17 protein-coding genes are annotated in these 16,649 nt (G+C 58.6%); 10 read left to right on the top strand and 7 right to left on the bottom strand.

Annotated elements, in window-relative coordinates:
- Positions 1-36: 36 nt before the first annotated feature.
- Positions 37-876: an EAL domain-containing protein gene (locus tag KO498_RS17385; protein ID WP_215961181.1), complete on the bottom strand. Its 840-nt coding sequence runs from the start codon at positions 874-876 to the stop codon at positions 37-39.
- A gap of 119 nt (positions 877-995) precedes the next feature.
- Here KO498_RS17385 and KO498_RS17380 point away from each other — a divergent pair, with 119 nt between their 5' ends.
- Positions 996-1,580: a DNA-3-methyladenine glycosylase I gene (locus KO498_RS17380; protein WP_215961180.1), complete on the top strand. Its 585-nt coding sequence runs from the start codon at positions 996-998 to the stop codon at positions 1,578-1,580.
- Positions 1,581-1,738: 158 nt separating this feature from the next.
- Here KO498_RS17380 and KO498_RS17375 read toward each other — a convergent pair whose 3' ends face one another.
- The 3 genes from KO498_RS17375 to KO498_RS17365 all read right to left on the bottom strand — a co-directional run bounded on the left by KO498_RS17375 (position 1,739) and on the right by KO498_RS17365 (position 4,380).
- Positions 1,739-2,923 carry a lytic murein transglycosylase gene (locus tag KO498_RS17375; RefSeq protein ID WP_215961179.1) on the bottom strand — a complete coding sequence of 395 codons (1,185 nt, stop codon included), beginning with the start codon at positions 2,921-2,923 and terminating at the stop codon, positions 1,739-1,741.
- Positions 2,924-3,046: 123 nt separating this feature from the next.
- Positions 3,047-3,991, bottom strand: coding sequence for a sterol desaturase family protein (locus tag KO498_RS17370; RefSeq protein ID WP_215961178.1), 945 nt, complete (start codon positions 3,989-3,991; stop codon positions 3,047-3,049).
- Positions 3,988-4,380, bottom strand: a complete 393-nt coding sequence (locus tag KO498_RS17365; RefSeq protein WP_215961177.1) for a hypothetical protein — start codon at positions 4,378-4,380, stop codon at positions 3,988-3,990. Before KO498_RS17365 ends, KO498_RS17370 begins: the two co-directional genes overlap by 4 nt.
- Positions 4,381-4,615: 235 nt before the next feature.
- On the opposite strand from KO498_RS17365, the gene KO498_RS17360 reads away from it, so the two are divergent.
- The gene (locus KO498_RS17360) at positions 4,616-5,209 is read left to right on the top strand and encodes a hypothetical protein (protein ID WP_215961176.1); all 594 of its coding nucleotides are present in this window, start codon (positions 4,616-4,618) and stop codon (positions 5,207-5,209) included.
- A 31-nt stretch (positions 5,210-5,240) separates the two neighbouring features.
- Here KO498_RS17360 and KO498_RS17355 read toward each other — a convergent pair whose 3' ends face one another.
- Entirely contained in the window at positions 5,241-5,780 is a 540-nt protein-coding gene (locus KO498_RS17355; protein ID WP_215961328.1) for a TlpA disulfide reductase family protein, read from the bottom strand.
- A 92-nt stretch (positions 5,781-5,872) separates the two neighbouring features.
- On the opposite strand from KO498_RS17355, the gene argH reads away from it, so the two are divergent.
- The 4 genes from argH (at position 5,873) to KO498_RS17335 (ending at position 11,486) form a co-directional block, all read left to right on the top strand.
- Positions 5,873-7,264, top strand: a complete 1,392-nt coding sequence (argH, locus tag KO498_RS17350) for an argininosuccinate lyase (protein WP_215961175.1) — start codon at positions 5,873-5,875, stop codon at positions 7,262-7,264.
- A gap of 27 nt (positions 7,265-7,291) precedes the next feature.
- Entirely contained in the window at positions 7,292-7,468 is a 177-nt protein-coding gene (locus KO498_RS17345; RefSeq protein WP_215961174.1) for a hypothetical protein, read from the top strand.
- Between the two features lie 71 nt (positions 7,469-7,539).
- On the top strand, positions 7,540-8,805 hold the full coding sequence (gene lysA, locus KO498_RS17340) for a diaminopimelate decarboxylase (protein ID WP_215961173.1): 1,266 nt from the start codon (positions 7,540-7,542) through the stop codon (positions 8,803-8,805).
- Between the two features lie 41 nt (positions 8,806-8,846).
- Positions 8,847-11,486 (top strand): TIGR02302 family protein, encoded by a 2,640-nt coding sequence (locus KO498_RS17335; RefSeq protein WP_215961172.1) that lies wholly within the window; start codon positions 8,847-8,849, stop codon positions 11,484-11,486.
- Between the two features lie 26 nt (positions 11,487-11,512).
- On the opposite strand, the gene KO498_RS17330 is transcribed toward KO498_RS17335, so the two are convergent.
- The gene (locus KO498_RS17330; protein ID WP_215961171.1) at positions 11,513-12,454 is read right to left on the bottom strand and encodes a zinc-ribbon domain-containing protein; all 942 of its coding nucleotides are present in this window, start codon (positions 12,452-12,454) and stop codon (positions 11,513-11,515) included.
- Between the two features lie 155 nt (positions 12,455-12,609).
- Here KO498_RS17330 and KO498_RS17325 point away from each other — a divergent pair, with 155 nt between their 5' ends.
- Genes KO498_RS17325 through KO498_RS17310 form a run of 4 tightly spaced genes read left to right on the top strand, consistent with a single transcriptional unit; the run spans position 12,610 to position 15,530 of the window.
- Positions 12,610-13,284 (top strand): cell division ATP-binding protein FtsE, encoded by a 675-nt coding sequence (locus KO498_RS17325; RefSeq protein WP_215961170.1) that lies wholly within the window; start codon positions 12,610-12,612, stop codon positions 13,282-13,284.
- A complete protein-coding gene (locus tag KO498_RS17320; RefSeq protein ID WP_215961169.1) occupies positions 13,284-14,195 on the top strand; it encodes a cell division protein FtsX in 912 nt (303 codons plus the stop codon). Before KO498_RS17325 ends, KO498_RS17320 begins: the two co-directional genes overlap by 1 nt.
- Positions 14,195-14,920 carry a lysophospholipid acyltransferase family protein gene (locus KO498_RS17315; protein WP_215961168.1) on the top strand — a complete coding sequence of 242 codons (726 nt, stop codon included), beginning with the start codon at positions 14,195-14,197 and terminating at the stop codon, positions 14,918-14,920. Before KO498_RS17320 ends, KO498_RS17315 begins: the two co-directional genes overlap by 1 nt.
- Positions 14,913-15,530, top strand: coding sequence for a pyridoxamine 5'-phosphate oxidase family protein (locus KO498_RS17310; protein WP_215961167.1), 618 nt, complete (start codon positions 14,913-14,915; stop codon positions 15,528-15,530). Before KO498_RS17315 ends, KO498_RS17310 begins: the two co-directional genes overlap by 8 nt.
- On the opposite strand, the gene KO498_RS17305 is transcribed toward KO498_RS17310, so the two are convergent.
- On the bottom strand, positions 15,527-16,630 hold the full coding sequence (locus tag KO498_RS17305) for a class II histone deacetylase (protein ID WP_215961166.1): 1,104 nt from the start codon (positions 16,628-16,630) through the stop codon (positions 15,527-15,529). The two genes, KO498_RS17310 and KO498_RS17305, sit on opposite strands and share 4 nt — an antisense overlap.
- Positions 16,631-16,649 lie beyond the last annotated feature (19 nt).

Below are 16,649 nucleotides of genomic sequence, written 5' to 3'. Positions count from 1 at the left end.
GTGGCGCAGCAATGACAGCGCTTTGACAAAGTTGTTTCAGGCTGATCTGGCATGTGTCTCCCTGCGTTCCCACTCGGGCTTTATGGTTGGCGCAGCGAAGTAGAAGCCTTGCAAACAGTCAACGCCGATTCCGGCGAGAAAGGCTGCATCTTCAGGGGCTTCGACAAACTCGGCGACAGTGAACATGTCAAACTGCTGGGCAATTGACAGCATGGCGCGCGTGAGCACCTGATTGTCAGCGTTTTGGGCGATGCCACGGATGAACTGCCCGTCGATCTTGAGGATGTCGAAATAGAAATCACGGAAGTACCGAAACGATGTGAAGCCTGCGCCGAAATCATCAAGCGCAAAGCTGACGCCTTTTGCCTGCAATTCGCTCATGAAACTGACGACCAGTTCAGGAACTGTCATTGCCGAGCTCTCTGTGATCTCGAGGATCAGACGTTCGGCGACGGTCGGGTCGCGCTGGAGGCCGGTTTTCAAGGTGCGGTTCCATCTCTTGTAGCCGATCGAGCGTGCCGACATATTGATCGAAAGGCGCAAACCCGGCTGCTGTGCGAGGGTGCGCAGACCTTTCTCCAAAGCGATGCAATCCATGATCCGACCAAGCTCTGTCTGCTCGATTTCGTTGATGAAGTCTTTGGCTGGAATAACCCTGCCGGAAGCATCTAGAACCCGCAGCAACCCTTCATAAAAGGCGACGCGATCAGGAGCTTGCGCCTGCACGATGGGTTGAAATGCCAGTAACACCTGTTTGCTCTTGAGCGCGGCTTCAACCATTTGTATGACCGCGCGATCGCGTTCGGCAACTGCGTAGCTGAGAGGGTCTAGTTGTTCTTGAGACAAGCCTTTGATGTCTTTATGATTGCGTACCATTTTCACACTTCCCAAAAATATCTTACCACCGCTGATCAAGGTTGCCTATAAATGCTAATAAGGCCTTAAGTGAACGGTTTGAGAAAAACACCATCGAGGGGCGGGGGAAGGGATACGAAATGACTGAGAGATGCGGCTGGCACGGGCTTGATGAAGAGTATGTGCGCTATCACGATGAAGAGTGGGGCGTGCCGGAATATGACAGTCGGGCGCTGTGGGAAAAGCTTGTTCTCGACGGGTTTCAGGCGGGGCTGAGCTGGATCACGATCCTGCGCAAGAGAGACAACTTTCGCGAGGCATTTCAAGGGTTTGACCCCAAGTTGATTGCTACGTGGGGCGAGGATGATGTGCAGCGTTTGCTGACCAATGAGGGCATCATACGTCACCGCGGAAAGATCGCAGCGACGATCACCAATGCGCAGGCTTACTTGCGTATCGAGGCTGACGAGGGCTTTGATAATTACTGCTGGAAATACGTGGGTGGCAAGCCTCTGGTGAACCGTTTTGACAGCCAAGTGGAGGTTACGACGCAGGATGAAATGTCTCTGCAATTTTCCAAAGATTTGAAGAAAGCAGGGTTCAAATTTTGTGGACCGACGATCGTTTATGCGTGGATGGAAGCCTGCGGGTTGATCAACAATCATTTGACTGGCTGCTTTCGCCACGAAGAGGTGAAATGCGAGAGCAACGGACGGTTGGGTTAACGGGCTTTGCGCGCAGGAAAGTGCCTGCACAACGGGTGCATATTGCAGTGCATACCACAGTGCATAATGCGTATGCACAGTTTTGAGCGGCAGGTGTTGCGTGATGTTCTTAAGGCAGCGTGCGATGGTTGGGCATGGCTCGCGGTCAAGCTTGGCCGTTACTTCAGAGAGTTGAGCAAGGCTTTGCTGGGGGTACCTGTGAGGGCCAGCCCTTTGGACTGCTCGTAGGCGCGGATGGCGGCGCGGCCCTTTTCTCCGATCACGCCATCGGGGTTTCCGGCGGCAAAACCACGGGCGTTGAGGCGCTGTTGCAGGGTGCGGCGCTCGGCGTTTGTCATGCCCCAAGGGTTTTTGGGAAAGCCCGAGCGGATTTTGCCGTGGCCTGCCAAAGTGTCGGAGAGATGCCCGACGCCGATGACGTAGCTGTCGGCGTAGTTATACTTTTTAAGCACGTGGAAGTTTTTGTAGATCATGAACGCCGGGCCCTCAGGGCCAGCGGGTAAGATCACCGCGCCGTTGCCATGGTTGGGCAGGCTGTTGCCATTGGCGGCGCGCAGGCCGAGTTTCATCCACTCGCGGGCTTTGCGCGGGTAGATGCGGCCGGTGAGGGCGGGGTTGAACCCGTCTGGAAGCCGCACTTCGAGCGCCCAAGGCTGGCCCTTTTTCCAGCCCTCGGCCTTGAGCAGCGCGGCTGTTGAGGCCAGCGCATCTGTCGGGTCGTCCGACCAGATATTGGCGCGGCCGTTTTTGTCAAAGTCCTGCGCGTGGCGCAGATAGGTTGAGGGCATGAACTGGGTGTGGCCCATAGCGCCCGCGTAGCTGCCCTTCATCTGGGCGGCGCTGGCTTGGCCCGACTGGAGGATTTTCAGCGCAGCTAAAAGCTCGGCTTCAAACAGCTCGCGGCGGCGGCCTTGATAGGCGAGGGTTGAGAGCGTAGCGAAGACCGATGCGGAGCCGCGAAAGCCGCCATAGGCGCTTTCCATGCCCCAGATGGCGACGACGACTTCTTTTTCAACGCCGTATTTGCGCTCGATATTGCCGAGCAATGATTTGTAACGCTTGAGCGCTTTGCGCCCGCCTGACACGCGCTGGGGCGAGGCGGCTGAGGAGAGGTATTGCTGGAGCGACTTGGCGACTTCGGCTTGCTTGCTGTCTGAGGCGACGACTTTGGGGAGGAAGGATGCTTTCGCGAAAGCCGTGCTCAGGGTTTTCTGAGAGATGCCGCTTCGGGCAGCCCGTTTTTGAAAGCCTGCGAGCCATGCGGTGTAGCCCGTATTGCCGAAGGTTGGGGTTGCTGTGAAGGCTGTTGCTATCGCAAGGAATGTGCGGCGGGTGAAAGGCATTTGGCTGCTCCGGTTTTTCGCCAGAATAGGCTGAAACCCTCGCCGAAGAAAGGGGCGCACGCGCCCCTCGGCCTGACGGCCTCACCCCTGTGGATATTTAGGACAAGAAAAAGAGCAGGGCGGTTAGCTTTCAAAGCCCGCTGTGCCAGCGTCTTCGGGGTGACGGGCGAGGTGCTTTGCCTTGATTGCTGCGGAGGTGTCGCGCGAGCCGTCGTGGCTGTAGCCGGGTGGGGCGAAGCAATAGAGGAAGCGCTCACGCCAAGTGAGGCCGCGCTGGGTTGCGTCTTTGAAAATGCCGACCCATTCGTGAAAGGCCACGCGCAGCGGGTTGAATGTGCCGAGGTTTTGGACGAGGCCGTAGTCGGGCTTGTCTTCATCGAGTTCGGGAACAAATGTGCCAAACAGCTTGTCCCAGACAATAAAGACGCCAGCATAGTTGGCATCGAGGTAGCGCGCGTTGCGGCCGTGGTGAACGCGGTGGTGGCTTGGCGTGTTCATCACGCTTTCAAACCAGCGTGGCAGGCGGGTGATGGCCTCGGTGTGGATCCAGAACTGGTAAACGAGGTTCATGCCGCCACAGAACAGCACCAGCGCGGGGTGAAAACCGAGGAGAATCAGCGGGGCGCGCACGATCATCATAAAGGTGAATGTGCCTGTCCAGGTTTGCCTGAGCGCGGTTGTCAGGTTGTAGTGCTGGCTTGAGTGGTGGTTGACGTGGCTCGCCCAGACCCAGCGGACGCGGTGACCGAAGCGGTGCACCCAATAGTAGCGCAGATCATCGAGCACGAAGCAGAGTATGATGACGCCAAGGCTTGCGCCGAGATCAAGCGGGGTGAGGAACCACAGGAACGTCAGAAAGCCGAAGGTGATGAAACCCAGCAGGATGCCGGAGATAACGCTGCCTGCGCCCATGATCAGCGAGGTGAGGGCGTCGCGTGTTTCGTAGCGGCCTGCTGCACCGGAGCGGCGGTGTTTGAGCAAGATGTAGCCAAGCTCAAGCAGGATCAGCGCAATGAAAAACGGCACGGCGTAGGTTGTTACGTCGGGGTAGGAGAGCTCGGTTTTCATGATGCGGCGTCCTTGAGAGCTGTCCAGTTGGCTTGTTCTTGTGGGCTGAGGGGGATCGTGAACTTGGGCGCGCCGAAATCCGGCAGGTGTATCGTGAGTGCAGAGTTGGAGCTGTGCCAGGTTGCGCCAGTCAGGTAGCGCGCTGTGGTGTCAGCACCCATGACGTGCACGAGGCCAAGCTTGCCGGAGGCCAGTTTGAGGAGCGCGTTTTCCTGGTTGTTCGCGATCAGAATTTGGGTTGGGACATCATCAGGCACTTCGCGCACCCAAGCGGTGCGGCTGTGCTCACCTGTGAGCTGGAAGGGCTTTGAGAGGCCGACAAAGTGCATGAGCAGGGCGATACCGCCGATGCCAAGCACGACCATTGGGCCAAGTATTTCTAGCGGCATTGCGCGCCTCCCGTTGTTGGGAAGAGAGGGTATGCTGGCGCTGGGCGGGCTGTCAAAGGTGGCGTAGGGGAAGGCTTGAAACTGCTCGTGACTGGCCTGCGTCTTGTTGTTGCTCAAAGTTGTTGCTCAGAGGGGCGATTTGGGAAAACGGGCACTGTAGAGTAGGATCGGCACCATTCGAAATGCGAAACGTCATATTTGAGGCGGTTTTGCAAAACAAGGGAAGGTTACGGACATGGGTTTTGACAGACACATCTCTCAAGGTTTTTCATTGGTGACATTTTTGGGAATAGTAGCGATCGGGTTGGCTTCGGGGGCCAAGCCGCTGTTAGCAGAAGGCAATTTGAGCCCCTCGACCCCGTTTGCACCCGCGGTTTCTATCCAAACTTTGCGACACGATGTAGCGTCTTGCGAACTTGAAGAGGCCAGCGCGACAACTTCGGTTCGAAAGAGCATTAAACAGGTGGGCTTGTTGGAGTCCAAACTGGATTTCTCGCGCGTATTGGAGGGCGAAGATGCGCAGCGGGTCAAATATGAAAAAACCGAAACCAAGAAGCATCGTCGCCAGTTGCAGCAAGGCAAGGATCACCGTGGCCAGCCGTTGACTGATGCGGGTGCGCGCCAGTTGAAAAAGATCATCGCGGCATCTGACGCGAAGGTCACGCGTCTGCAAATGAAGATCAAGCAAAGCAAAAGCAAATCTGCCAAAACCAGAGCGCAGCTCCGCAAGACAAAGCAAGAAGCCGCAAAACAACGCCGCGCGCGCAATACTATCGCAGGCAAATGCGAAAAGTTGAGAGCAAAACTGAAGAAAGCGACGTCAGGTTAGGGCAGGATGAAAAACCGCGTGGAGCGCAGCTTTACTGGCCTGTGGAGATAAGCTCCTGCAAGATCGCCTTGGCGCTGTCTGACGACCAGTGTGCGTCACCGAGCAGGCGGGCGATCTCGTCGCCGTCGCGGTTGAGGATGATGGTTGCGGGCAGGCCGAGAACGCCCATTTCGCGGCCCAAGGCTGAGGTTGGGTCGCGGTGCAGGGGCAGGTTCGTGACGCCGATTTCTTTGAAAAACCGTGCCATTGCGGCGGGTTCGTTGCGGCCTGTGGCGATTGTGATGACTTCGAAGTCGTCGCCGCCGAGCTCTGATTGCAGCTCTGCGAGCATTGGCATTTCTTTACGGCAGGGCGCGCACCATGTGGCCCAAAAGTTGAGCAGGACGATGCGGCCTGCATGGTCGGCCAAAGTGGCTTTGGTGCCTTCGATTGTGTCGTAGGCTGCGCTGCCAGCAGGTTTTGCAGTGCTGTGCAGCACAAGCTTTTTCATGTCGCCCTCTTTGAGCGCTTCGAGCTTGGCAATGGTCGCCGGGTCAACCGGCTTGGCTGCATCGTCGCTCGCGGAAAACATGAACAGCCCCGCAACGATTGCGATTAGGCCGAGGGCGGTATAAACCAGCGCGGAACGTGACATGTTACTTCCTTTTCAGAGGCCAGATGACCATGAGCAATGATACCTCAAACCAGATGTGGGGCGGCCGCTTTTCCGCTGGGCCAGACGCGATCATGGAGGCGATCAACGCCTCGATCGGGTTTGACCAGCGCATGGCGTCGCAAGACATTGCCGGCTCTCGGGCCCATGCAGCGATGCTTGCTGCGACGGGTATTGTGAGTGATAGCGATGCGGACGCGATGAGGGAAGGCCTGCTCACGGTCTTGTCAGAAATCGAGGGCGGAACTTTTGAGTTTTCGGCGGCGCTTGAAGACATTCACATGAATGTTGAGTCGCGGCTCAAGGAGATCATCGGCGAGCCAGCGGGGCGTTTGCACACAGGCCGGAGCCGGAATGATCAGGTTGCGACGGACTTCAAACTTTGGGTGCGTGATCAGATGGATGCCGCGATTGCAGGCATCGAAGCCTTGCAGCGCGCGCTTTTGACGCAAGCCGAAGCGGGGGCTGACTGGGTGATGCCGGGCTTTACGCATTTGCAAACCGCGCAGCCTGTGACCTGGGGCCACCATATGATGGCCTATGTCGAGATGCTGGGGCGTGATGCGTCACGGTTTAGAGATGCACGCAAGCGGATGAACGAAAGCCCGCTTGGAGCGGCGGCTTTGGCGGGGACGTCGTTTCCCATTGATCGCGACATGACGGCCAAGGCGCTGGGCTTTGACAGGCCTTCGGCGAACTCGCTTGATGCTGTGTCTGATCGTGACTTTGCTTTGGATTTCTTGAGTGCCGCGAGCATTTGCGCCATGCACCTCAGTCGTTTTGCCGAGGAGCTGGTGATCTGGTCGTCAGCGCAGTTCAGGTTTGTAACGCTGTCTGACCGCTTTTCGACCGGCTCCAGCATTATGCCGCAAAAGAAGAACCCCGATGCAGCCGAGCTGATCCGCGCCAAAATTGGCCGGATATTCGGGGCGAATGTGGCCTTGATGACGGTGATGAAAGGCCTGCCGCTGGCCTATTCAAAAGACATGCAGGAAGACAAAGAGCAGGTGTTTGACGCCGCCGACAACCTGATGCTGGCCTTGGCCGCTATGGAGGGCATGGTGCGCGACATGACGGCCAACCGCGAGAGTCTTGCGGCGGCGGCGGGCAGTGGGTTTTCAACCGCAACTGACTTGGCCGATTGGTGCGTGCGCGCGCAGGGCATGCCGTTTCGCGATGCACACCATGTGACGGGCTCACTTGTAGCGATGGCCGAGGCGCAGGGCTGTGATTTGCCTGATTTGAGCTTGGCTGACATGCAGACAGTGAACCCGGATATCACCGAAGATGTGTTCAGCGTGCTGACGGTGCAGGCTTCGGTTGCCTCGCGCACGTCATACGGCGGCACGGCGCCTGTGCAGGTGCTTGCGCAGGTCGCGCGCTGGCAAAAGCTGTTGGGCTAGGGTAAACTTGCCCGAAGAGGAGCTGTTATGACGCGTTTGATGGGTTTGAGTATTGTCCTTTTGGTGCTGGCAGGTTGCGGGGCCGACGGGGAGCCTGTGCGACCAACGGCAGGCGCGAATGTGAGCTTGGGCACTGACGGCGTGAGCACTTCGGCGACGGTTGGCGTCGTCAAAGGGCCGATCCGGATCGGCATTCACCTTTAGGGACAACAAAAGCGGGTTTTCTCCTTGCTCGGCATTCGCTACATGGGATGCTGAACAAAGGATGACGCGCGATGGACCACTTTCTATATAAAGACGGCGAGCTACACGCCGAAGACGTGCCGCTGCGCGAGATCGCGGCCAGTGTTGGAACGCCGTTTTACTGCTATTCCACGGCCACACTTGAGCGCCACTTCCGGCTGTTTGACGAGGCTTTGGAAGGCACCGAGCACTTGGTGTGCTACGCGATGAAAGCGGCGTCAAACCTTGCCATTCTCAAAGTGCTCGCGGCGGCGGGTGCTGGCATGGATGTTGTCTCGGGCGGCGAATATGCGCGCGCGAAGGCAGCGGGTGTCAGCGGCGACAAGATCGTGTTTTCCGGAGTTGGCAAAACGCGCGAGGAGATGCGCCTCGCGCTCACGGGCGGCATCCGGCAGTTTAATGTCGAGAGCGAGCCCGAGATGCAGCGGCTTAACGAAGTTGCTTTGGAACTTGGTGTGAAAGCGCCGATAACCGTGCGGGTGAACCCCGATGTTGACGCCAAAACCCACGCCAAGATTGCCACGGGCAAGAAAGAAAACAAGTTTGGTATTCCGATTTCGCGTGCGCGTGAAGTTTACGCTGTGGCGGCAAGGCTGCAAGGCTTGGACGTTGTCGGCATTGATGTGCACATCGGCAGTCAGCTGACCGACTTGGAGCCTTTCCGGCAGGCTTATGAGAAGGTCAAGGAACTGACTTTGGCGCTGCGTGCAGATGGCCATACCATCAAGCGGCTTGATCTCGGCGGCGGGCTTGGCATTCCTTATCAGCGCTCGAATGATGCGCCGCCTTTGCCAACAGATTACGGCGCGGTGGTGAAGGATGTGCTGGGTGACCTGGGCTGCGAGATCGAGATCGAACCGGGGCGGCTGATTGCCGGGAATGCCGGGGTGCTGGTGAGCGAAGTTGTCTACGTGAAGGAAGGCGAAGACCGCAAGTTTCTTATTCTTGATGCGGCGATGAATGACCTGATCCGCCCGGCGATGTATGAGGCCTACCACGATATCGTGCCGCTTATGGAGCCGCCTGTCGGGCAAGTGCCAGAACCCTACGACGTTGTCGGGCCAGTGTGCGAAAGCGGTGATACCTTTGCCAAGGGCCGCAACATGCCGCGCATGAACGAGGGCGAGCTTGTCGCATTCCGTTCTGCGGGGGCTTACGGCGCGGTGATGTCGAGCGAATACAACTCGCGGCCGATGATCCCCGAGGTTCTGGTTAAAGGTGATCAATTTGCTGTCATTCGGCCACGTCCGAGCTTGGAGGATATGCTGAAACGCGATAGCATACCCCAGTGGCTCTGAGGATTTGACGCCTGAGCACAAATGATGAGCGGAGAAGCGGCTTGGCCGAGCAAACGCCAGAACCGGAACGCATTGATCTGCGCAGCCAGATACGGCTAACGCTTTGGGGCCTGTGGGCCGAGCGTATTTGCACGGCGTTTTGGGTGTTGGCTTCCGTTGCCGCTGCCACTTTAGCATTTATTTTCTTAGGCTTACACGAGGTGCTGCCTTTAGAGATAGTCTGGAGCGCATTTGTGCTTGCAGCGCTTGGCGGGCTGTATGGGCTGTGGTTTGCAGTGCGGCGTTTCAAGGCTCCGAGCAAGCTTGAAGCGCTTGACCGGATTGATGCGAGCTTGCCGGGCCAGCCTATTCGCGCGGTGCGTGACAAGCAGGCCGTCGGCGTGGACAACCCCAACTCAAAGGCGCTTTGGAGCGAATACCAGCGGCGGATGTTTCTGCGTATTCGCGCAGCACGCAGCATTCCGCCGAACGTGAAACTCGCGGGGGCCGACCCTTTCGGGCTGCGTTTTGTGGCCGCGCTTGGTTTGGTTGTGTCGCTGCTGTTTGGCTCTGTCTGGAAGCTGGGAACTGTGCATGAGGTCGGCGTGCCGGTTGCGGGTGCGGCGCAGGCGAGTGGCCCCTCGTGGGAGGGCTGGGTTGAACCGCCGCTCTATACCGGCCTTCCGGCGATGTATCTTGCCGACGTTGACGCCGACAGGCTTGAACTGCCTGCGGGAAGTGACGTGACCCTTAGGCTCTATGGTGACTTCGGTGCAGTGACAGTGAGCGAGACAGTGTCGGGCCGGCTTGGTGCGGTGTCGGCAAGTGCCGAAGAGCAGAACTTTCGGGTTGAACAATCAGGCGAGCTGAAGATTTCCGGCGGCGCAGGCGAGCGGGCGTGGCAGATCACTGTGGTTGCGGATATCGCCCCAATGATCGAAGCCACGGGGCCTGCCGAAGCGACGGCAAGTGGCGCTTTCACCCTCCCGTTTGAAGCAATTGACGACTACGGGATTGAAAGCGGTCTGGCAGTTATCGAGCTGGATCTGGCTGCGATCTCGCGGCGCTTCGGCCTTGAAATTGATCCGGAAAGCACCGAGGCGATAGAAGTGCCTGTGCCTCTTCCGGTCGCAGGATCGCGGCTTGATTTCGAGGAAACGCTGGTTGAGGACTTTAGCAAGCACGCATGGGCGAACCTGCCTGTCAGGCTCACCCTCAGCGCTAAAGACGAGGCCGGAAACGAGGGCCGCTCGCAGGCTTTTGAACTTGACCTTGCGGCGCGGCATTTCTTCAACCCCGAGGCGGCGGCGGTTATTGAACTGCGCCGCGATTTGCTGTGGAACCGTGGCAATGCGCCCCGAGTGGCGCAGCTTCTCAGGGCGATATCACACAGCCCCGAAGGGCTTTTTGACAGCGAAACCGACTACCTGCGGCTGCGGACGATCCTGCGGGGTTTGGAAGCGCAAATTGCCATTGGTGGTTTAAGCGACGAAGCGCGCGACGAGTTGACCGAGGCGATGTGGGATCTGGCGCTCAACCTTGAAGAGGGTAACCTCGCGGATGCGCTAGAGAAGATGCGTGATGCGCAAGAGAAGCTCTCGGAAGCGATGCGCAATGGCGCGTCGGAAGACGAGATCGCGCGCCTGATGGATGAGTTGCGGGAGGCAACGCGCGACTACATGCAGCAGCTCGCACAACGCCAGCAGCAAGAGGGCGAAGAGGGCGAGCAGGGAGAGCCGCAAGGCGAGAGCATGGAGCTGAGCCAGCAAGACCTGCAAGACATGATGGACCGCATTCAGGAGTTGATGGAACAGGGGCGTATGGCCGAGGCAGAGCAAGCGCTGCAAGAGTTTCAGGAGATGATGGAAAACATGCGCGTGACCCAAAGCCAAGAAGGCAGCGGGCAGAATGAAGGCCAACAGGCAATGGAAGGCCTGTCGGAGACCTTGCGCGAGCAACAGGGGCTTTCGGACCAAGCCTTCCGCGATTTGCAAGAGCAGTTTAACCCCAATGCGCGCGCCGGTGAGTCTGGCCAGAACGAAGGCCGCAACGGCGGGCAGGGGCGCGGTGAGGAGCACGAGGGGCAGGGCACTGGCGAGGGTCAGGGCGAAGGGCGCGAGGGCTCGCAAGGCAGTGAAAGAGCCGAGGGCCAAAAAGGTGAAGGCGGCGAGCAAGGTGAGAGCGGCGAGCAAGGCGCAGGTGCTGACACCCGCTCGCTTGCGGAACGCCAGCAAGATTTGCGCAAGCGCTTGGCCGAGCAGCGAGGCAATATGCCCAACCTGCCAGGAGAAGCGGGCGAGGCAATGCGCGACGCGCTTAAAGGCGCGGGCGAGGCTATGGAACGTGCCGAGGAGGCATTGCGCCAGAACCAGCATGCCGAGGCGCTCGACAGTCAGGCCGAGGCGATGGAAAAGCTGCGCGAGGGAATGGACAACCTCGGAGAGGCTATGGCGCAGGCCAGCCAAGGCGAGGACGGCCAAGAAGGGCAAAGCGGCCAGCAAGCGGGGCGCAACAATGACGACCCGCTGGGGCGCAACCGTCGCGGCTTTTCCGGCAGTGATGACGCGATGATCGGAGATGAAGATGTATACCGCCGCGCGCGCGAGTTGCTTGACGAAATTCGCAAGCGCTCGGGCGAGGCGGAGCGCTCGGACACCGAACGCAGCTATCTCAAGCGCCTGTTAGAGCGCTTCTCCAACTAAAGCGCTATTGTGCCTAAAGTTCTTTGCTATTCTGAAGGCGCTTCGGTAGCGGCCTCGGCAGGGGCCTCTGAGGCCATGCCATCAAGCGAGCCCATGAGGCCACGCACCTGCCCGTCAAGCCAGAGGCGCGCGCTGTCTACTGTGCTTACATAGCCGCTGAGCAGAGGCTCCAGGGCGGGCACGGCAGCGCTAATGGCTGGCGCGAAAACATAGAGCAATATCAGCAGGATCGCCAGGATCAGGATGATCGTGAACCCACGAATGAAGCCGCTGCTCTTTTTCGCGGGCTGCGTGTTTTCGCGGGGCTGAACGCCTTCGCTCTGCCTTTGACGCGGGCCACCGTCTTTGCGCAGTGTCGAGTTTATTTCGTCGATGTCGGGCAATACGTCGCGTCGCGAACCCGAGGTTGCAGTGGCCGTGACTGCGGCGGCGCTCGCTGCTACATCTTCGCCGCGTATGCGGGTTTTGCGCTCTTCGGCTTCGCGTTGACGGCGTGCGGCTTCATCGTCGGGCTCGGCGAGGCCCAAGTCGGTTTGCTCTTCCAGAGTGTTGGCTTCGTGCTGACGGGCTTCGGTTTCGCGGGCGGCCTCTTCGCGCAGCACGTCGGCGACGGAAGGGTCAAGCTCGCGTTTGCGGTGTTGGTGCTCTTGCGGTGCCTCATCGGGTGTGTCGGCGTCTTGAGAGTCAGCGGTAGGCTCTTCGGCTGCTGAGGGTTCGGGCGCTGGTTCGTCCTGAAAAGAGCTGCCCTGTTCTGGCGCATCATCATAGCTTTCATCGACGTCGCTATCAGTGTCGCTATCAATGTCGTCGTCGAGGGGCGCCTCGGTGGAGAGTTCCGGAGCATTGTCAGGGTGATGCTGAAACCATGTATCACCACAGTTCGAGCACTGAACGTCGCGGCCACTAAGCGGCACTACGGCATCAGGCACTTCATATTGCGCTTCACAATTTGGGCATGTTAGCCGCATCTCGATCCCCCGAATTCGACAAAATCTCAACGATCTATCGCTGTTAGCATAAGTCTTAACGTGTTTGCAGAAAAGAGCAATCCTGTGCCGTTTACCGCTGATTGCAACTTGTCGCGCTCTGAGGCATGTATTGGTCGTAAATGTGAGGGCAAAGCGTGATCGAGCTGGAACAAGTGGCCTATAGTTACGGTGAAGGTGAGCTGTTGAGCGACATCTCTGTTTCGCTGACTCCAGGGTCTTTTCACTTTCTAACGGGGCCGTCCGGCGCCGGGAAAACCACCTTTCTCAAGCTATGCTACGGTGAGTTGGTGCCGACATCAGGGCAGGCGCGGCTGTTTGATCGTGATGTGCGCAGCCTCACACGAGACGACATTGCCGACATTAGACGCCGCATTGGTGTTGTTCATCAGGATTGCCAGTTTCTTGACCATTTGCCGATTGCCGACAACATTGCCTTGCCGCTGACGGTTGCAGGCAAGAGCGTGCATTCTCAAGATGGTAACCTGAGCGAGCTGATGAGCTGGGTTGGCTTGCGCTCACGCGCCGCGGCCTTGCCACCCGAGCTGTCGGGCGGGGAGCGGCAGAGAGCGGCCTTGGCGCGGGCGGTGATCATGTCACCCGACGTGATCCTTGCCGACGAGCCGACAGGCAACCTTGATTGGGAGATGTCGCAACGCCTGTTAACCTTGCTGGTCGAGCTGAACCGGATGGGCAAGACAGTGGTGATCGCGACCCATGACATCGGCCTCATCCGTGCGGCCAAGTCACAGGTGCAAGCACGGGTGCTGCGCATCGCCAACCGACACCTGACTGTAGGGGCTGATCTGTGATGGCGAAGCGTTTTGAAATATCGCATGTGATGGATTTTATCATCGGGGATGCACAGGCCGAACGCGCTGTTCCGCCGACAGGCTTTACGGCGCGCCTGACGCTGTTTTCTGCGGCGGTCATGGCGTTTCTGGCAGTGTTTGCCTTAGCCTTGTCTGTTTCGGCAGGGCGGCTGAGCGAGCGTTGGAGTGCCGAGTTGGCGCAGTCAGCGACGCTGCGCATTTCGGCTCCGCAAGGGCAGATGCAGGCCCAAACAGACGCAGCGATGAGCGTGCTTGAAACCACGCCAGGCATTGAAAGCGCGCGCGTGCTTGACGCAGCCGAGCAACGCAAACTGCTTGAGCCTTGGTTCGGGCCCGATGTGCCGCTTGACAGCTTGCCTGTTCCGCAACTCATTGAAATTGTTGAGGCTGATGTCGGAGTTGACACAGAGGCGTTGCGTGTGCGCCTTGCCGGTGAAGCCCCCGGCGCTGTGCTTGATGACCACACGCGGTGGCGCAAACCGCTGGCGGCTGCGGCCTCTCGGTTGTGGTTTCTTGGTTGGCTTTCAATCGTGCTGATCTTTGCTGTCATGGGAGCGATGATCACGCTGGCGGCCAATGCGGCGCTTTCGGCCAACGCCAAGGTTATTTCGGTGATGCGGCTTGTCGGTGCGCGCGACAGCTATATTGTCGACGCCTTTGTGCGGCGCTTTACGTTGCGCACTTTGAGCGGTGCGGCGATCGGCATGGTGCTTGGCGTTGTCGCAGTTGTCATGCTACCTGCTGCCCGCGGTGAGGCCGGTTTTCTGAGTGATCTCGGCTTTGCCGGGGCGGGTTGGCTCTGGCCGTTGATCATCCCTGCTCTAGCAGCGGTTGTTGCCTTTGCCGCCACACGCGCCGCCGCACGGCGCACCCTTAAGGAGCTTCGCTAATGCTTGCTTTTCGCTGGATTTTATCGCTAATTTACGTGGTGCTTAACGCCGTTGTGATGCTGCTGATCGGCATCATCTTTTTACCTTGGGCCCTGATCAGCCCCAAGGGTGCGCGGGCGGCATGCATGTGCTATTGCGCCTGGGTAATCTGGCTGGCGAAGTGGCTTATCGGCCTGAAAGTCGAAGTGCGCGGCACGCCGCCTTCTGGCGAAGTTTTGATCGCGGCAAAACACCAGTCATTTCTTGATATCATGGTCATTTATTATCACTCCCCGCAGGCCAAATACATCATGAAGAGAGAGATACTCTGGACGCCTGTCATTGGGCTTTATGCTTACCGTATCGGTTGTGTTCCGGTAAATCGCGGCAAGCGAGGGCAGGCGATCAAGAAGATGATTTCCGATGTGAAATCCGGGGCTGCAACGGCTGGACAATTGGTGATTTACAGTCAGGGCACGCGCGTCAAACCGGGCGAGTTGGCGCCCTATAAGGTTGGCACATTTGCGCTTTATGATCAGCTCAAACAGCCCTGCGTGCCTGTCGCGACAAACGCGGGCCTGTTTTGGCCCAAGGGCACTATCACGCGCAAAGCAGGCGTTGCTGTCGTCGAGTTTCTGGAGCCGATTGCACCGGGAAAAGCGCAAGCCGAGTTTATGGCCGAGCTTGAGGATGTGGTTGAAACCAAGTCAAATGATTTGATGCGTGAAGCTGGTTTTGATGTCTGATTATGTGAGCGATATTAGGCAGTTAGAAGAGCTCTACGGCAGGCCCGGGAGTGCCAGCCTGCGCAAAGTCGCGCAACAGATGACGCCGCTTTACCGCAAGTGGATCATGGCTTCGCGCTTTTGTGTGGTCTCGACAATTGGCCCTGATGGCACCGACGGCAGCCCGCGAGGTGATGATGGCCCCGTGGTGCGCGAGCTTGACGAGCACACGCTTTTGATGCCCGATTGGCGCGGCAACAACCGCATGGACAGTCTGCGCAACATTGTCGCCGACGGGCGCATTTCGCTGATGTTCATGGTCGCCGGCTCTGACACGATAGTGCGGGTGAACGGGCTGGCGCGGGTCAGTGTATCTGACGATCTGATCACACGGTTCAACGACCGAGGCCGCGTGCCGCGTTCGGTGATCGTGGTTAAGATCGGCGAGATCTACACGCAATGCGCACGCGCCCCGATGCGCGCGGGGCTGTGGACTTCAGGCGACCAAAGCGAAGGCCTGCCAACTGCGGGCGAAATTCTGGCGGAGCAGACCGCGGGCGAAGAGGGCGGCAAGCCCTACGATGACGCATGGCTTGAGCGGGCCAAGGCGAGCTTGTGGTCGGCGGACTAGAGCAGCTCTGCGGCCATTTCACCGATTAACTCTGAGTGAAATTGATTAACGCGCGCGTTGGGTTGGCGCGCTGCGACGATCTCGGCCATTGGGTCGGGCGCGTCGATTTTCGAACCTGCCATTTCCTGCAAAACGGCGTGGCCGCAGAAGGGGACGTATACCTCAGAATAGCCGCCTTCATGGGCCATCATCAACTTTCCATCGCAGAGTTTTTCGGCAGCTTGCATGACTTGGCGGGTCATCAGGCGGTAGGTTTCGGCGGTGCAAAGCTGGTGTGCGAGCGGGTCAAAAATGCTGGCGTCGTAGCCGCAAGCGATGATGATGACGTCAGGTTTGTATGCTGCCAAAGCGGGCAGAACGATGCGCTCCATTGCCTCGAGGTAAGTGTCATGTCCGGCACCAGCAGGCAGTGGAATGTTCTTGTTGTAACCGAGCCCTGCACCCTTGCCTTGGTCGGCTAAGTCGCCGGTATCTAAGGGATAATTGCGATCTTCATGCAAGCTGATGGTGAGCACATCGTCGCGGGTATAAAAAATGCCTTCGGTGCCGTTTCCGTGGTGCACATCCCAGTCGACGACGGCGAAACGCTTGGCCTGTCCGGCGGCTTGTGCGGCTTCGATCGCGATGGCGAGATTCGCCAGCAGGCAAAACCCGTTGGGCCAGTCTGGTAGACAGTGATGCCCCGGGGGGCGCGAGAGGGCATAGGCGTTTTTGACTTCGCCTTTGAGCACGGCTGAAAGCGCGGATTTTGACAGGCCAGCTGAAAGCGCGGCGATTTCATAGCCGCCTTGCAGGAAAGGTGTTCGGCGGCCAAGCTCGCCGCCGCCAGCGTCGGATGTTTGCTTAAACTTGGTTAAGAAGCTCTTGGGGTGGACGCGGGCGAGGTCTTCATAGCTGGCTTCGGGCGCGGTTTGCATTGCCAGCTCGGACGAGAGGCCGGTGACATCCATGAGGTTTTTCAAACGGCGTTTTGTTTCCGGGTTTTCGGGCAATCCGCCCGTTGCTGAGGGCTGCACGAGGCCACCAGCAGGAAAGGTGAGCACATAGTCGCCGCCGCCATGCCAGAAGCATTTCTCGTCCCAAAAGAAGCCGGTTGTCATGTGCAAAAATCCTGTTGAA

It is taken from the genome of Lentibacter algarum, assembly GCF_018860975.1.
Classification (GTDB): Bacteria; Pseudomonadota; Alphaproteobacteria; order Rhodobacterales; family Rhodobacteraceae; genus Lentibacter; species Lentibacter algarum_A.
The sequence above is the reverse complement of the archived record's forward strand: the minus strand, read 5'-3'. Positions and strand labels throughout refer to the sequence as shown.

Coding starts and splice junctions, on each gene's coding strand:
- KO498_RS17385 (WP_215961181.1), bottom strand. CDS start 876: ATGGTACGCAATCATAAAGACATCAAAGGCTTGTCTCAAGAACAACTA.
- KO498_RS17380 (WP_215961180.1), top strand. CDS start 996: ATGACTGAGAGATGCGGCTGGCACGGGCTTGATGAAGAGTATGTGCGC.
- KO498_RS17375 (WP_215961179.1), bottom strand. CDS start 2,923: ATGCCTTTCACCCGCCGCACATTCCTTGCGATAGCAACAGCCTTCACA.
- KO498_RS17370 (WP_215961178.1), bottom strand. CDS start 3,991: ATGAAAACCGAGCTCTCCTACCCCGACGTAACAACCTACGCCGTGCCG.
- KO498_RS17365 (WP_215961177.1), bottom strand. CDS start 4,380: ATGCCGCTAGAAATACTTGGCCCAATGGTCGTGCTTGGCATCGGCGGT.
- KO498_RS17360 (WP_215961176.1), top strand. CDS start 4,616: ATGGGTTTTGACAGACACATCTCTCAAGGTTTTTCATTGGTGACATTT.
- KO498_RS17355 (WP_215961328.1), bottom strand. CDS start 5,780: ATGTTTTCCGCGAGCGACGATGCAGCCAAGCCGGTTGACCCGGCGACC.
- argH (WP_215961175.1), top strand. CDS start 5,873: ATGAGCAATGATACCTCAAACCAGATGTGGGGCGGCCGCTTTTCCGCT.
- KO498_RS17345 (WP_215961174.1), top strand. CDS start 7,292: ATGACGCGTTTGATGGGTTTGAGTATTGTCCTTTTGGTGCTGGCAGGT.
- lysA (WP_215961173.1), top strand. CDS start 7,540: ATGGACCACTTTCTATATAAAGACGGCGAGCTACACGCCGAAGACGTG.
- KO498_RS17330 (WP_215961171.1), bottom strand. CDS start 12,454: ATGCGGCTAACATGCCCAAATTGTGAAGCGCAATATGAAGTGCCTGAT.
- KO498_RS17320 (WP_215961169.1), top strand. CDS start 13,284: ATGGCGAAGCGTTTTGAAATATCGCATGTGATGGATTTTATCATCGGG.
- KO498_RS17315 (WP_215961168.1), top strand. CDS start 14,195: ATGCTTGCTTTTCGCTGGATTTTATCGCTAATTTACGTGGTGCTTAAC.
- KO498_RS17310 (WP_215961167.1), top strand. CDS start 14,913: ATGTCTGATTATGTGAGCGATATTAGGCAGTTAGAAGAGCTCTACGGC.
- KO498_RS17305 (WP_215961166.1), bottom strand. CDS start 16,630: ATGACAACCGGCTTCTTTTGGGACGAGAAATGCTTCTGGCATGGCGGC.